This window comes from Methylomicrobium lacus, assembly GCF_041897535.1.
GTDB lineage: Bacteria > Pseudomonadota > Gammaproteobacteria > Methylococcales > Methylomonadaceae > Methylomicrobium > Methylomicrobium lacus_A.
Window position 1 is genome coordinate 737,967 of record NZ_CP169217.1, and the last position, 13,226, is coordinate 751,192.

The following is a 13,226-nucleotide window of genomic DNA, read 5'->3' on the forward strand; positions in this document are numbered from 1 at the left end:
AAATTGCTGATAACCAGATTGCCGTATTTCTGCCATTCAGTTACCAGATGGGTGGAATCACGGTCATTGTGTCACGTGAAAATGTAGTGGAATTAGATATGTCTGTTGAGGACGCTCTGCGTTTTATCACAACGGCCGGCGTTGTCGGCAATGTCAATGCCGATCAACGTGTTGACAGGCTTTCTTAGCGCTCTAACTCAAACAGGAAATCCTACCATGGTCACCATCACCGCCAGTCCCAAAGAAAACTCATCATCTATGTTCTGTGCCGCACCGACTGCGTTCATCTTCGCGAGTATGTTGGTTCGAGTTCGATTAAACATCATTCACGTTCTGATCATGGGGCTCTGGCGATCGCAAGGATCGGCGTAAGGACCCTCATCAATTTCATTAATGATAGGAGATTAACATGAACTACGAAGATCGAGATACCTACGGTATATACAAACGCAAACCCGGCCACGAAAGGGGACCCGGTCCTCGGCTGATGGGCGCCGACACCCTGATTGGAAATGAGGTCTTTAATCCAAAAGATGAAAACTTGGGTGAAATCAAGGAAATTATGTTGGATACGTCCAATGGCAAAGTGTGTTATGCGGTGTTGTCCTTTGGCGGTTTCCTCGGAATGGGGGAAAAGCTTTTTGCGGTGCCCTGGAGTGCATTGAAGCTCGATACGGCGAACAAGCGCTTTGTGCTCAACGTGGAAAAGGATCGACTCAAAAATGCACCGGGATTCGATAAGAACGACTGGCCCGACATGGCAGACCTGTCTTGGGTTGATAAAATTCATTCGTACTATGGAACTAAGCCATACATGGACCCGCCGCGCATGTAACGACTGCATCCGGTGTTGAATCATTCTATAACAAGAGGAGCTCATCGATGGATGCGAATTATGATATTTTCGAGATTGTCGCAGTCATAAGTGATTTTTGGCTCGTCGATGCGGAGTCTTTTCAGCGAAGGTATTGCACCAACCACGGCCAGACCTTGGCGCCCGGCTATTATGTCGTCAACTGGCCGGAACATATTCGGGTAAGGCGATTTAACGGTCACGCCGCGTTTCATGGGCCGTTCAAATTACGCAAGGAGGCGCAAGCGGCCATCGACTGGATGCGCACAGAGAGGGAGCACTTTTTGACCAAGTCATCCGGGCTATCGTCTGGGGGCGGTCCGAGTGCTAGCCGAATGGAAGTGAAGAAAGCCGGTTCGCAAAAGCTGCGGCCGGTCAGGGAGCACAAGCCAAGCAGACCGTATGCGGCTAAAAACCGTGGCAATCGGGATTACGGCCTGTCGATTGGCGGAAAGCCGTAAAAACGATCGTGCACTCATTGGGCTGCCCCGGATATTAGTGAATGACGGTATAGCGGCCAAACATATCTTTATTAATCACTTGAGGAGTTCAAACATGAAGAAATTAATTATTGCATCCATTGTGCTTATGGCCATGCCGGTCGCCGGCATGGCCGCTCCAGAGCAAACCACGGATCATACAGCCGGATCCCCCATTGACCAATCTCATCCGGGATCCACTCTGTCCGCTTCTGAAAATGCCTCCGCGAAACATTTGGCGGCGGCCGCGGCTCATGAACAAGCAGCAATGCATCATAAGGCCGCCGCTAACGCTCAGCAGCCGGAGCAAGCAAAGGAACATGCCATGGCAGCTGAAAAAGCCTCCTTAGCGGCTTGTGAAAAAAGCAAAGAAGCCTTGTCGTCCCCGCCAGGCAAGTAAGGATGCGGTCAAAAATACCTGCAGTCACCATGGACCTGCCAGGTTTTTAAAACCTGGCAGGTCTTCAACCGGAAAGTTATTTCTAACGAAATTAATGACCCGCTGTTGTCCTCGCCAGAGGTATATCGCAGCAGGTTCATTCGCGCCCCTGGCGACCCACGTGGCAGCTTATCACCCTTCCCGATCCCCCTTCTGAGGACAGCCCCCAACCGTATCAAGTAAGCGATTCCACATCTTACCCTCCTATGGATTGAATTTACGATTGCGCTTCGCCCTGTTCTGAATCAGCGGGATTAGCCAAATCATGCTCCCACAGCATCAAAACCAATACATTGGAGATAAACGATTATCTCCAATGTACGACACCGAGCAGACTCTAAAAAGCCTTTCCAGTACACTTCTCATCTACTTACTTTGAGTGGAGTTACGTCATGAAAATTGGTAGATATTTAATTGGCTGGCTGTTGGGTGTGCCGGTAGTTGTTCTGGTCATTATTTATTTGTTGTTCAATTAGCCGCTCATAACTTTGGGCAATCCGCCCACATTCATTTAAAAAATGAGGAGTTTACTATGTCTGCACGATTATCGTTAATTATGTTCACTTTAACGGTCGGTTTAAACATGATGGCCGGTACCGTTCGAGCCGAACAGAATGCCCCAATCTATTTGGCGGCCGGTGACCCGGCATTGGACAATACCGGGCGCAATGTACGCGACAAGGGTGACGCTACTTTAACCCCGGAAGATCAAATGGAAAACGAAAGTGATATCACTATCACCGCTACCATACGTCAAGCCGTGGTTAAAGATGAGTCGCTGTCAGTCAATGCGCAGAATATAAAAATCATCACACGGAATGGGGTGGTGACTTTGCGCGGGCCTGTTAAAAGTGAAGCCGAAAGCATGAAACTGCAACAAATCGCCAAGCAAACGCCTGGTGTAGTGCAGGTAGATAATCAACTTGAAAATATAGCGCCATAAAGGCTGGGAGAGTGTCATGAGTAAAGCAGTTTTTTGTATCGCCCAAAGTATCGATCAGGCAGAGAGCATTGTTAATGACCTGAAGAACGCGGGTTTTTCCACCAATGATATATCCGTGCTACTTCCCGATAAATCCTCCACCAAGGATTTTGCTCATGAAAAGCACACCAAAGCGCCGGAAGGGGCGACTATTGGTGGAACAGTGGGTTTAGGTGCTGGCGCTATACTCGGATTGTTGGCCGGGATTGGCAGCTTGGCTATTCCGGGTGTCGGTGCGTTTATCGCCGCAGGACCCATTATGGGTGCGTTGAGCGGTGCGGCAGTCGGCGCCGCCACGGGCGGCTTGGCGGGAGCCTTGATCGGGATGGGTATTCCGGAATATGAGGCCAGACGCTATGAAGGAAAAATCAAGGGAGGAAGCGCCTTGATTTCTGTCCATACATCTAGCAGCGAAGCGATTGATAAGGCAAAAGAAATCTTCGAGCGCGCTCACGCGGAGGATATTTCCTCGACTGAGGAATCGTCAGTAAATACTTAAACTTGATGATGTTATTGAACATCACCAAGAAATAATCACAGAGGAGTTTTACGATGCATAACATTGAAATACTCAACAAATTGCTCAAAGATGAATTAACAGCAACGGAAACTTATCAAAAGGCATTGGATAAACTACGGGAAGATGGTGAACTCGCCGAATCGGAATCAATAATGCCTATTTATGAGGCTCATAAAGATGCGGTTTCCAGTTTACAGGCACTCATCAATCGACTGGGAGGAACTCCGGCTGAGGACTCAGGAGCCCGGGGCACGTGGGCGGAAATAGTCCAGGGCGGCGCTAACATTCTGGGTAAAAAAGCTGCACTAATGGCTTTACAGAAAGGAGAAAAAAATGGCGCAGAGGATTATGAGGAAGCGCTGCAGGATACTGAGCTGTCTTCGGATGTTCGTTCTTTGATTCAAATGAAGCTGCTGCCTGCTCAACAAGCGCATATAAGCACGCTGGATCGGCTTTTGGAGGCGGCCGCTTAGGGCTTGCCACAGTCTGGTCTGCAGTTTTTAGTGATGCCAGCGAGGATCCTAGTGGGTTCGCGCTGACATTATTTATTGCGTTACCGGATTTTAAATAACAGTCTAATCCAGACTGCAACACATTATCTAGTAGCTATTAAAATGGGAAAATACCCATTAATGGCCAATAAAAAGCGGCACTCATATATTAATACACCCAGGAGTTTCAACATGCTTTCAACTGTCCCTGATGTGATCTTTAAAACCCGTGTTCGCGACGAAAGTATCGGAGGCGACAACCCGTTTCGCTGGCAGGATGTCAGCACAGACGATATTTTTAAGGGGAAAAGAATTGTTGTTTTCGCGCTTCCCGGCGCCTTCACACCGACCTGCTCAAGCAAACATTTGCCCGGCTATGAGGCCAAATATCAAGAACTCATTGATCAGGGTATTGATGAAGTTTACTGCATGAGTGTCAATGATGCCTTTACCATGTTTCAATGGGGCAAGCATCTGGACATCAAGCATGTCAAAATGCTGCCCGACGGCAATGGCGATTTTACCCGAGCCATGGGCATGCTGGTGAAAAAAGAGAACTTTGGTTTTGGCAATCGTTCATGGCGCTATTCAATGCTTGTCGAGGATAAAAAGATTATCCAATTATTCAGCGAACCCGGCCGCGTTGATAATTGCCCTGATGACCCCTTTACTGTAAGCGATGTCGATACCCTGCTGGATTATTTAAAGCTTAACAAAAAATAACCTGCATTGCCCTTCATTCCGTACCTTTTATTGATCAACGGGAATCTCCAGTGACTCAATACGACTACGACCTGTTTGTAATTGGCGCAGGCTCAGGAGGCGTGCGTGCAGCCCGTATGGCATCCGGTCGTGGCATCAGGGTAGCCATCGCTGAAGAGCGTTATTTAGGCGGCACCTGTGTCAATGTGGGTTGTGTTCCCAAAAAACTGTTTGTTTATGCCTCCCAATTCAAAGATCAGTTCAATGCGGCAGCGGGTTTTGGCTGGACAGTGGGTAAATTGACTTTCAACTGGACAAGCTTGCTCGCCAACAAAAATCAGGAGATTGAGCGCCTACATACTGTCTACTACAACCTGCTGCAAAAATCAGGCGTCAGTATTATCAATGGCAGAGCAAATTTGCTCGATGCTCATACTGTCGCTGTCGGTGGTACCGAATACAGTGCCGAACGCATACTGATTGCAACAGGGGGCTGGCCGTCTGTTCCCGACATACCCGGCAAGCAACACATCGTCACATCGAATGCCATGTTTTTCCTCGAACATTTGCCCAAACGTATCGTTATTGTCGGTGGCGGCTATATCGCGGTGGAATTTGCCGGCATTCTTCATGGCCTTGGAGTGAAGACGACAATTTGTCATCGTGGAGACAAATTGCTTCGTGGTTTTGATGAGGATATACGTGATTTTCTGACTGATGAAATGACCAAGAAGGGCATTCATATTCTTCTCAATACCGATATTGAAACGATAGAAAGATCGGGCGATTGCTTCTCCGCGCGGTTAATTGATGGCGGCAAAGTGAGCACAGACCTGGTGATGTATGCCACTGGCAGAACACCCAATTCAACCGGATTCGGACTAGAGACGCTTGGCGTCGAACTGGACACGGAAGGTGCGATTAAAGTCAACAGTGACTATCAAACCAATGTGCCGTCGATCTATGCACTGGGTGATGTGACTAACCGGATGAACCTGACTCCGGTAGCGATAGCAGAGGGTATGGCGCTGGTGAATCAATTGTATGCCAATCAACCAAGGCCGGTAGACTATGACAACATTCCTACTGCAGTTTTCAGCCAGCCCACGATTGGTACGGTAGGCCTAACCGAAACACAGGCGCGCGAAAAATACCCGGACATCGACATTTATAAAACCAGTTTCACGCCGATGAAAAATACGCTTTCCGGAATGGATGAAAAAACCCTGATGAAGATGGTCGTGGTACGCAGCTCGGACCGGGTTGTCGGCATACACATGGTAGGGCCTGACGCCCCTGAAATTATCCAGGGCATGGCGGTTGCCATTCGAGCCGGCGCAACCAAGTCGGTCTTTGACTCGACAATCGGCATACACCCTACTGCTGCCGAAGAATTTGTTACTCTGCGTGAAGCCGCCCAAAATTCACCATGAGGACAATCAAATGTCCACGTTAACAAATCTTCCTGACAGTCAGAAAAGATAACACTTTCTCTTTTGATTTTCGCTAAAGAGCCGGTGTATGGCCGTGCTTAGGCACTAGCGCTCCCTTGCTGAATGGCCGGAGCTTGCACGATTGAGTTCCCAATCAGGAGATTGGGAACCGGCAAATCGTACCTTAATTATTTTGTCTCGGTTGTAGTGGAGGTCGATTCCCGAGTTTTGGTTGTAGCTGGCTGTTCAGCCGGAGCCGGAGCTGGTGTTGTAACGCTTTCCGTGGTGGAGGTCGATTCCTGAGTTTTAGTTGTAGCTGGTTCTCCCGACGGAGCTGGTGTTGTAACGATTTTCGTGGTGGAAGAGGTGGACTCCTTTTCTTTGCTGCAGCCAGCCAGCAATGCCAAAGCCACTAAACCAATCGCTATAATTTCTTTAGTTTTCATAGTAGTATCCTATTGTTGTACGTTTTGTTAGAGGGTTTCTTTGATTACTGCATAATAATCAGGATATCCGTTAAATCGACCTCGGTCGGTGCGGCGCAGCACATAAGCTAATGAATGATGATGACTACTGAATTTTTAGCCAAGGGTTGAAAAATTATCTTCCGTCAATTAGCGTCCGATGTTTTCCCCTTTGAAAAATTTGCAACAGAACCCTGTTCAGTTATTCATAGGCTTTGATTTTCAAAAGCTGCTCTACAGTGACAATTTTATAGCCATTTTGTTTCGCAAAATTAAGCGTTTGTTTTAATACCTGGAGGGTTTTATCCGAACGATCGTGAAACAGAATAATGGCGCCCGGTTTTATTTGCGTTTGTACGCGCCGGGTGATGAATTGTGCGGAGGCGGCCGTTGTATCGAACGAGCGGATGCTCCAGCCGATGACGCTGTAATTCAACGCCTTTGAGGCTTGCGCAAGTTTGGGTGTGGTGACGCCATAGGGCGGCCGAAATAACCTCATCCGTTTGCCTATGATATTGAAGACACTCTCTGCGGTCTGATTTAGTTCATCCTTAAAGCCTTGCAAGCCATTAAAATCCATAAAAAAAGAATGCGTATAGCTGTGGTTTCCAATACTGTGTCCGCCTGAATCTATCTGTTGCAAAAGGCTTTCATTGCCCTGAATGTTTTTCCCGATCACAAAAAAAGTTGCCGTTGCACCGTACTGAGCCAATATCGAGAGCACCTGAGGGGTGTACTCCCGGTTAGGACCGTCGTCAAACGACAAGGCAATGACTTTTTCTGACGGATTGGCATGACAATGGGCTTGAACGTGAAAGTTGGATTGAATGATGACCGAACCATAAGTAACTAATGCCAGATAAACGATGACCGGCACTCCCAGCCACCCCAGACTGATTCCAAAAAACGCAGCCAACAAACCCATAATGCTGATCGCGATGAAAAAACAGTTGCGGATTGATTTATATGTCACAGGAAATCAATAAAGTGGGTGGTATTTTTGTTATTCATCATCATGCGAAACACGCCAAAAATCGAAAAAATTGAACCACTGTAGCGGTTCTTTTAAACAATAAGTCTGCAAGCGTTCCGCATAGCGCTGGATTATTTGCTGCATGGCTTGCTCGCGCGTTTTTCTGGGGAAGTTCAGCATGTCACTAAAGTGGTCGAAATAAATGACATGCTTGCCCTGCTGTTTGAGACAAAACACGGTATAAACCGGACATTTCAGCAAGCCGGCCAGGATGAACGGTCCTTGTGGCATCAACGCTTCGCCCCCCAGAAAGTTAACCTTGGCGACATGCTGCCGGCTGCCCGGCAGTGATCTGTCGGCGGCGATAATGACGAGTTCTCCCCCCTCAATTTTATCCTGAAGCAACATCGACGTAGCCGCGGTAATTTCAGTGATCTGAATCAGATTTAACTGGCTGCTGTCACTGGTCTGCTTTAACAGCCGATTAAATTTTTGGGCATGTTTGTTGTGGATTAACACATTAATGTGTAGCGTTTTATCGAAATCCGCAATCACCCGACAAACTTCAAGATTACCGAGATGAGAGCCCAGCAATACAACGCCCTGCCCTTTGCGGATTTGCGCTATGATTTCATTTCGACCATGATACTGCACATCAGCCCGCGTAAGCGCCCCGGACCAGGCGGCAAGCTTGTCAATGATGGCATTGGCAAAACTGATAAAGTGCCTGAAGCTCCAAAGGAAACTTCCGCTCAGTTTTAATGACGGCGCAAAAGCCGCCAGTCTGTTCAGATAAGCCTGGCTGGCCTGCCTGGCCTGCCGGTTAATGAGCCAGTAATAAATCACGACCGGGTATAAAAACAGTTGCAGAACCGTGCGACCAAACAGCAAATAGATACGCAACAGAAGCCTCATGCCCCAAATCACGCCGCCCTCTTCCATTTGCGTCCAATGCAGTGTTTTTTTCATCGCCAGTGTCTTAAGAGTAATTGCGGAATCCGTATCAACATCCCAAAAAACAATTTGGCATGCGTTTTTGCAATCATGACATTATCACGCCATAACCTGAAATGTGACACGCCATCGTAAGGGTAGTGTACGGCTGTCGGCAGATTTATGGCCTCGACGCCCTGCCAGTACAGGCGCACGGCGATGTCCACATCATAATTCATGCCTTGGCCGATGGGTGTCGTGCTGATTAACTTGTCTACGGCGGCCAGCGGATAGAGTCGAAAACCGCACATGCCGTCGGCTATTGCCAAGGACAAGGTGTTTATCACTATACACAGATTCGTTAAAGAGTGTCCGTACATCCGGCTTATAGGGACGGATTCATCGAAAACAGGTTGGCCTAAAATCATTGCCTCCGGATTTAGCCTGCCGGCTTCAAGAAAGCGCGGAATGTCATCGATATTATGCTGTCCATCGGCGTCGATTTGTAGCGCATGCGTGTATCCCAGCCGTATAGCCGCGTTGAAACCATCAATAACCGCCGCACCTTTGCCGCCATTTTCCGCCCGGTTTAACAGGGTAAGCCAGCCTGATTCCTGCCGGGCGCAGGCTTCCAGCACCTCGGAGCATGCGGCTGAACTGCCGTCATTCACCAGCAGGCAGTAAATGCCGTATCCTTTTAATCTGGATATAACCCGAGGAATCGCATGCTCATGATTATAAACAGGGATGATGATGCAGGTTTTCATGCGTGTTCTCGATATTGGGTTGCGTCAATGCATTAACCCTGTACTGATTTGATGTAATCGGCTAACGTCGAAATGGAAGCAAAAATCTTCTTCACATCCTCTTTTTCAGTATCAATTTTTACATTGTATTTTTTACGGATAGCCAGACCTATTTCAAGAGCATCGATGGAATCCAAGCCCAGGCCGTCCTTAAACAGGGCCTCGTGACTATCAATATCGGCCACGCTAATATCTTCCAGCTCCAGCACATCAATAATTAATTGTTTTAATTCATTTTCCATACGATTTACAGACCTCTCTGCTGAGTAAAATAATCCTCTAAAAACTGATTAAAGCGACGCGCAGCAATCGATTTAGGCTTAATTGTTATAAATTCATCCAGCGCAATATCCTCGCCAACATCCATGGTGAAATGAAATCGTCGGTAAGGAATTTGATACCATGGCTCTGCCTTTGTTAAGGTACTGGGATAACAGGACAGTGTGACCGGCGTTACAATCTTGTTGGCCTGCAAGGCTATGGTAGCGGCTCCCCGCTGAAAACGACACGGTTTGCCCGGCACCGAGCGCGTTCCTTCCGGAAAAATAATTAGGGTCCCGCCGGACTGCAACCACGCTACACACTCGGTGATCATTTTTTTAGGATCGCCGTTACTGATATAGCCGGCGTTTAAAATAGGCCCGCGCATGAAAGGATTACGCCACAGGCTTTCTTTGACAATGCAGTTTGCCTGTTTAATCCGGCTAATTAAAAACAAAATATCTATCAAGGTTGGATGATTCGCAATGATCATTTGTCCCGGGCGGTTAAGCTTCTCCAGGTTTTTGATTTCGTAAGTCATGAGGCCGAGTCTGTGCATCAACCCGATGAACACATAAGCGCCGTAATGCACAACGCGCTGTCCACGGCTTATTCGCTGCAAGCGATTGCCGGGCAAAACGGACAGCACCGGAAAAACCAGAAACCTCAATAACAAACCGATCAGACCGAAACTGAAAAAGCTGAAGCCTGTAGCCAAAAGACGCCAGCCGTATGTTAGCTTTTTGATTATTTTTTGTGCCATGTTCAGCTATACCTTTGATTGCCCAAACCATTACGAAACCGCCTCTTCCAATACAAATAATATATCTATTGGGGAATACTGCAAGCGTTGCACTTGGTCGAAAATGGTTTCTTGACAAGATTACACTAATCGTCGTAAAATTTAATTGGAGTATTACGCCTATAATACCCAACAAACACGACATTGGTGTCTGAGCCCATTGAATTTCCTATCCAAAATAAGGAGAGCGACAATGAACTATGAACAAAGCGAAGAAGTACGCAAAGAACGATTTGCAGATAAACACAGTCTTGAATACGCAAATACACCGATAGTAAAACGAAAGAATGTATGCTCGGCGCTAGGCCTGGCTATCCTGACAACCAGCCTGAGCGGGTGTATGATCGTCGATTCGCCGATTAAGGGTATGCTGGGTACCGAGGTTATCTGGGGCGATATAGCGACCGGAGAAGCCGGTTCTGGCACCCCCGGCGTGACTAAGGAAGGCAAAGCCTGTGCGGAGTCCATCCTGGGCTTGCTGGCGCGTGGCGATGCCAGTGTTCGCGCGGCCAAGGAAAACGGCAATATCACGGAGGTCACTACAGTGGATCACTCGGCGAGGAATTTCTTAAATATCGTCGGCGAATGGTGCACGATAGTAAAAGGCCGCTAGGCGATCTATCGTTTGACCCAAAGCCGGGGTCACCCATTAGATTAGCCGACTCTGTCACATTAACCGAAAAAAGGCATAATTTGTACCAGCGAATCAAGCGGAACGCTATTTTCACCAAAGCTTGCTTTGGGCACATCAGCCCAAAGCAAGCGGTGAAAAATTTCGCAACTATTAATGTCCTCGACTACCCCAGCAGTTCTGTCGCATTAACCGAAATAAATACATCATTCGGACAAGCAAATCAGTCGTTCCATCAAACCGGATGATCCTATCCTGCCAAGGTATAAAATTGCCCCTCCGAAAGACATTTGATCTTTTGCAATGATCATTTGACCTTTGCGAATCATGCGCATCAGTCTCGTAACCAGTCACACATGCAGTGGTTACACTAGAAATTGACGGAAAAGACGAAGGCGCCCGCCGGATTGAAAGTCGCCGTGGCTATTTTGGCGGTCGTTTATAAGACAGGAAAAAAGCACAGCGCGGATTTCACCGAAAACATCGGGATCGTTTTCGATGAAATCCGCGCTAAAATTCCGTGCACCCTCTCAAGACGGGTGTTTTTGGGAAGTTATTTTTGACGAAATCCTTAGCGTAGGTTGGCGTCGCTAGACCCTTCGGCCTTGAATCACACGCAGCACGATTATAATGATCGCGATAACCAATAGTATGTGAATGAACCCGCCCAGTGTATACGAGGAAACCAAACCCAGCAGCCAGAGGATAATTAGGATGACCACTAATGTTTCAAGCATGTGTGCTTCTCCGTAAGAGGCCGTCACTTGACGGCGTTATGATTCACAAATAAGAGCATAAACTTTATACCTTATAGCGATTAGGTTAGCTTCATGCTCATCTTCTGTGAGAAAGTTATTTGATGCCGCATGCAGACTAGCCTATCCGGCCTCGTCTGCACAACTCAAAACTCATCGTTTCAGTCGTCTTTATTAATGGCATCCTTAATATCCTCCTTGAGATCGGCAAGACCCGCCCGCGCCTTGCCGACGTTCTTTTGGACATTGCCTTCTATCTCCATGCCTTTGTCGTCCAGCAACACCCCGGCGGCTTCCTTGACTTTACCTTTGGCTTCTTCGACTCGGCCTTTCACTTGTTCTTTGCTCATGTCTGTCTCCTGATGATTGTTAGCCATGACCGCATGGTCATAACTTGAATATTGAATGATGTTTTCCATCGCTCGATTAGCACGATACTCCTTTATCCGTTCAGAGTCGGTTCGTCAGCAAACATAGAGCAGGGATTTTCATCATGAACGCGGTCTTGCCTATGGGCGGGATTCATCGCAGCAATGCGGATAACTGATTTCGAGGTATATCTCCGGTAGGTTATGTGCAGTGCCGTACCGACTCTATATGGTGAGTTGGTTAAACTGTTTTTGTGTTCGTGAAACATCGCACCGTATCAAGTAAATCTCGAAATTTACCGAAATACCGGATATTTGAAATAATTAGGAGGATAGTATGAAAACATTCATTTCCATTGTAGCTGTGTCTTTTTTGAGTGCGGCATTCATGGGTAGCTCCTTTGCGGGTGGCGTTCAGGAGAAGCAACAGCAGCTTCAGGAGAAACAACAGGAGGTAAAAGAAAAGCAGCATGAACTCAAGGAAGAGCGCCAAAAGGAATCAGCCGAGCGTACCGAGGAGGCCAACAAGTCGATGCAGCAGGTGAGTCGCGCCAGCAAGATCATCGGTGCCAAAGTGAAAAATCTCAACGGAGAAAACCTCGGCGACATCAAGGACTTGGTGATCGACCCGGAGAGAGGTCAAGTGGTCTATGGCGTTGTTTCCTTCGGCGGCGTATTGGGCATGGGGAACAAACTGTTTGCCATTCCATGGGACGGGCTGAGTTGGAATCCTGATAAGCAGTATTACATCCTCGATCTGGATAAAGAGACCTTAAAGAAGGCTCCCGGTTTTGATAAGAAGCACTGGCCGGACACATCAAATAAATGGCAACGGTTGCGTGAAGAGATTAATCAATTTCCTTTCTATCACCCCAAGGGTTGACGGAAAGCTCGGCTGGCGTTAGCGATCTTTGAAATGGCGTGGCAATAATTTTTAACCTCAATTGGAGAACAGAAATGAGCTGGAATCGTATAGAAGGTAATTGGAAACAAATCAAGGGTAAGGTTAAGGAAACATGGGGGGATTTGACCGATGACGAACTCGACCAAATCGCCGGCAAGCGCGATATACTCCTCGGCAAGATACAAGAGAAATACGGAATCGCGCAAGACGAAGCCGATAAGCGGATCAAGGAATTCGAGAAGTCTTTCGATTGATCGTTTGTTTTCTGGCCAAAAATGAATGGATGCACAGCCGTGCCGCTCGCATCACGAGCGGCACCTTCGTTAAGAACCCCGCAGAGCGCCATCCCCCAGATCAAACTAAAGACCTGCCAACCCACGCTATCGCGATGGCCAGTTGATCGAGTTTTGACAGAACGGCCTTGCCTTGA

19 protein-coding genes are annotated in these 13,226 nt (G+C 47.7%); 11 read left to right on the top strand and 8 right to left on the bottom strand.

From position 1 onward, the window contains the following. Positions 1 to 409 precede the first annotated feature (409 nt). From ACEPPP_RS03250 to gorA, 8 genes are all read left to right on the top strand, one after another. Positions 410 to 835, top strand: coding sequence for a PRC-barrel domain-containing protein (locus tag ACEPPP_RS03250; RefSeq protein WP_374089621.1), 426 nt, complete (start codon positions 410 to 412; stop codon positions 833 to 835). 47 nt (positions 836 to 882) lie between these two features. Beyond that, positions 883 to 1,314 carry a hypothetical protein gene (locus ACEPPP_RS03255; RefSeq protein ID WP_374089622.1) on the top strand — a complete coding sequence of 144 codons (432 nt, stop codon included), beginning with the start codon at positions 883 to 885 and terminating at the stop codon, positions 1,312 to 1,314. Positions 1,315 to 1,408: 94 nt separating this feature from the next. Next, the gene (locus ACEPPP_RS03260) at positions 1,409 to 1,732 is read left to right on the top strand and encodes a hypothetical protein (RefSeq protein ID WP_374089623.1); all 324 of its coding nucleotides are present in this window, start codon (positions 1,409 to 1,411) and stop codon (positions 1,730 to 1,732) included. Between the two features lie 571 nt (positions 1,733 to 2,303). Then, positions 2,304 to 2,714 carry a BON domain-containing protein gene (locus tag ACEPPP_RS03265; protein WP_374089624.1) on the top strand — a complete coding sequence of 137 codons (411 nt, stop codon included), beginning with the start codon at positions 2,304 to 2,306 and terminating at the stop codon, positions 2,712 to 2,714. A 16-nt stretch (positions 2,715 to 2,730) separates the two neighbouring features. Beyond that, on the top strand, positions 2,731 to 3,252 hold the full coding sequence (locus ACEPPP_RS03270; protein WP_374089625.1) for a hypothetical protein: 522 nt from the start codon (positions 2,731 to 2,733) through the stop codon (positions 3,250 to 3,252). 53 nt (positions 3,253 to 3,305) lie between these two features. Further along, on the top strand, positions 3,306 to 3,746 hold the full coding sequence (locus ACEPPP_RS03275) for a DUF2383 domain-containing protein (RefSeq protein ID WP_374089626.1): 441 nt from the start codon (positions 3,306 to 3,308) through the stop codon (positions 3,744 to 3,746). 210 nt (positions 3,747 to 3,956) lie between these two features. After that, positions 3,957 to 4,487 (top strand): peroxiredoxin, encoded by a 531-nt coding sequence (locus ACEPPP_RS03280; protein WP_374089627.1) that lies wholly within the window; start codon positions 3,957 to 3,959, stop codon positions 4,485 to 4,487. A gap of 50 nt (positions 4,488 to 4,537) precedes the next feature. Then, complete coding sequence (gene gorA, locus ACEPPP_RS03285) at positions 4,538 to 5,899, top strand: glutathione-disulfide reductase (protein ID WP_374089628.1); 1,362 nt, start codon at positions 4,538 to 4,540, stop codon at positions 5,897 to 5,899. 188 nt (positions 5,900 to 6,087) lie between these two features. On the opposite strand, the gene ACEPPP_RS03290 is transcribed toward gorA, so the two are convergent. The 6 genes from ACEPPP_RS03290 to ACEPPP_RS03315 all read right to left on the bottom strand — a co-directional run bounded on the left by ACEPPP_RS03290 (position 6,088) and on the right by ACEPPP_RS03315 (position 10,099). Then, positions 6,088 to 6,345: a hypothetical protein gene (locus ACEPPP_RS03290; protein WP_374089629.1), complete on the bottom strand. Its 258-nt coding sequence runs from the start codon at positions 6,343 to 6,345 to the stop codon at positions 6,088 to 6,090. Between the two features lie 220 nt (positions 6,346 to 6,565). Next, entirely contained in the window at positions 6,566 to 7,288 is a 723-nt protein-coding gene (locus ACEPPP_RS03295; RefSeq protein ID WP_374089630.1) for a polysaccharide deacetylase family protein, read from the bottom strand. Positions 7,289 to 7,366: 78 nt separating this feature from the next. Beyond that, entirely contained in the window at positions 7,367 to 8,305 is a 939-nt protein-coding gene (locus ACEPPP_RS03300) for a hypothetical protein (RefSeq protein ID WP_374089631.1), read from the bottom strand. After that, a complete protein-coding gene (locus tag ACEPPP_RS03305) occupies positions 8,302 to 9,036 on the bottom strand; it encodes a glycosyltransferase family 2 protein (protein WP_374089632.1) in 735 nt (244 codons plus the stop codon). The genes ACEPPP_RS03300 and ACEPPP_RS03305 overlap by 4 nt, the downstream gene beginning before the upstream one ends. A 32-nt stretch (positions 9,037 to 9,068) precedes the next feature. Then, entirely contained in the window at positions 9,069 to 9,317 is a 249-nt protein-coding gene (locus ACEPPP_RS03310; RefSeq protein WP_374089633.1) for a phosphopantetheine-binding protein, read from the bottom strand. A 5-nt stretch (positions 9,318 to 9,322) separates the two neighbouring features. Then, positions 9,323 to 10,099 (bottom strand): lysophospholipid acyltransferase family protein, encoded by a 777-nt coding sequence (locus ACEPPP_RS03315; RefSeq protein WP_374089634.1) that lies wholly within the window; start codon positions 10,097 to 10,099, stop codon positions 9,323 to 9,325. A gap of 232 nt (positions 10,100 to 10,331) precedes the next feature. Between ACEPPP_RS03315 and ACEPPP_RS03320 the strand changes: the two genes are divergently transcribed. Beyond that, positions 10,332 to 10,751, top strand: coding sequence for a TRL-like family protein (locus ACEPPP_RS03320; RefSeq protein ID WP_374089635.1), 420 nt, complete (start codon positions 10,332 to 10,334; stop codon positions 10,749 to 10,751). 608 nt (positions 10,752 to 11,359) lie between these two features. On the opposite strand, the gene ACEPPP_RS03325 is transcribed toward ACEPPP_RS03320, so the two are convergent. Next, positions 11,360 to 11,506, bottom strand: coding sequence for a lmo0937 family membrane protein (locus tag ACEPPP_RS03325; protein ID WP_374089636.1), 147 nt, complete (start codon positions 11,504 to 11,506; stop codon positions 11,360 to 11,362). A 179-nt stretch (positions 11,507 to 11,685) separates the two neighbouring features. After that, positions 11,686 to 11,943: a CsbD family protein gene (locus ACEPPP_RS03330; RefSeq protein ID WP_374089637.1), complete on the bottom strand. Its 258-nt coding sequence runs from the start codon at positions 11,941 to 11,943 to the stop codon at positions 11,686 to 11,688. Positions 11,944 to 12,229: 286 nt separating this feature from the next. Here ACEPPP_RS03330 and ACEPPP_RS03335 point away from each other — a divergent pair, with 286 nt between their 5' ends. Together ACEPPP_RS03335 and ACEPPP_RS03340 are read left to right on the top strand one after the other, a co-directional pair. Continuing rightward, positions 12,230 to 12,775, top strand: coding sequence for a PRC-barrel domain-containing protein (locus tag ACEPPP_RS03335; RefSeq protein WP_374089638.1), 546 nt, complete (start codon positions 12,230 to 12,232; stop codon positions 12,773 to 12,775). 74 nt (positions 12,776 to 12,849) lie between these two features. Then, positions 12,850 to 13,050, top strand: a complete 201-nt coding sequence (locus ACEPPP_RS03340; RefSeq protein WP_374089639.1) for a CsbD family protein — start codon at positions 12,850 to 12,852, stop codon at positions 13,048 to 13,050. Positions 13,051 to 13,226 lie beyond the last annotated feature (176 nt).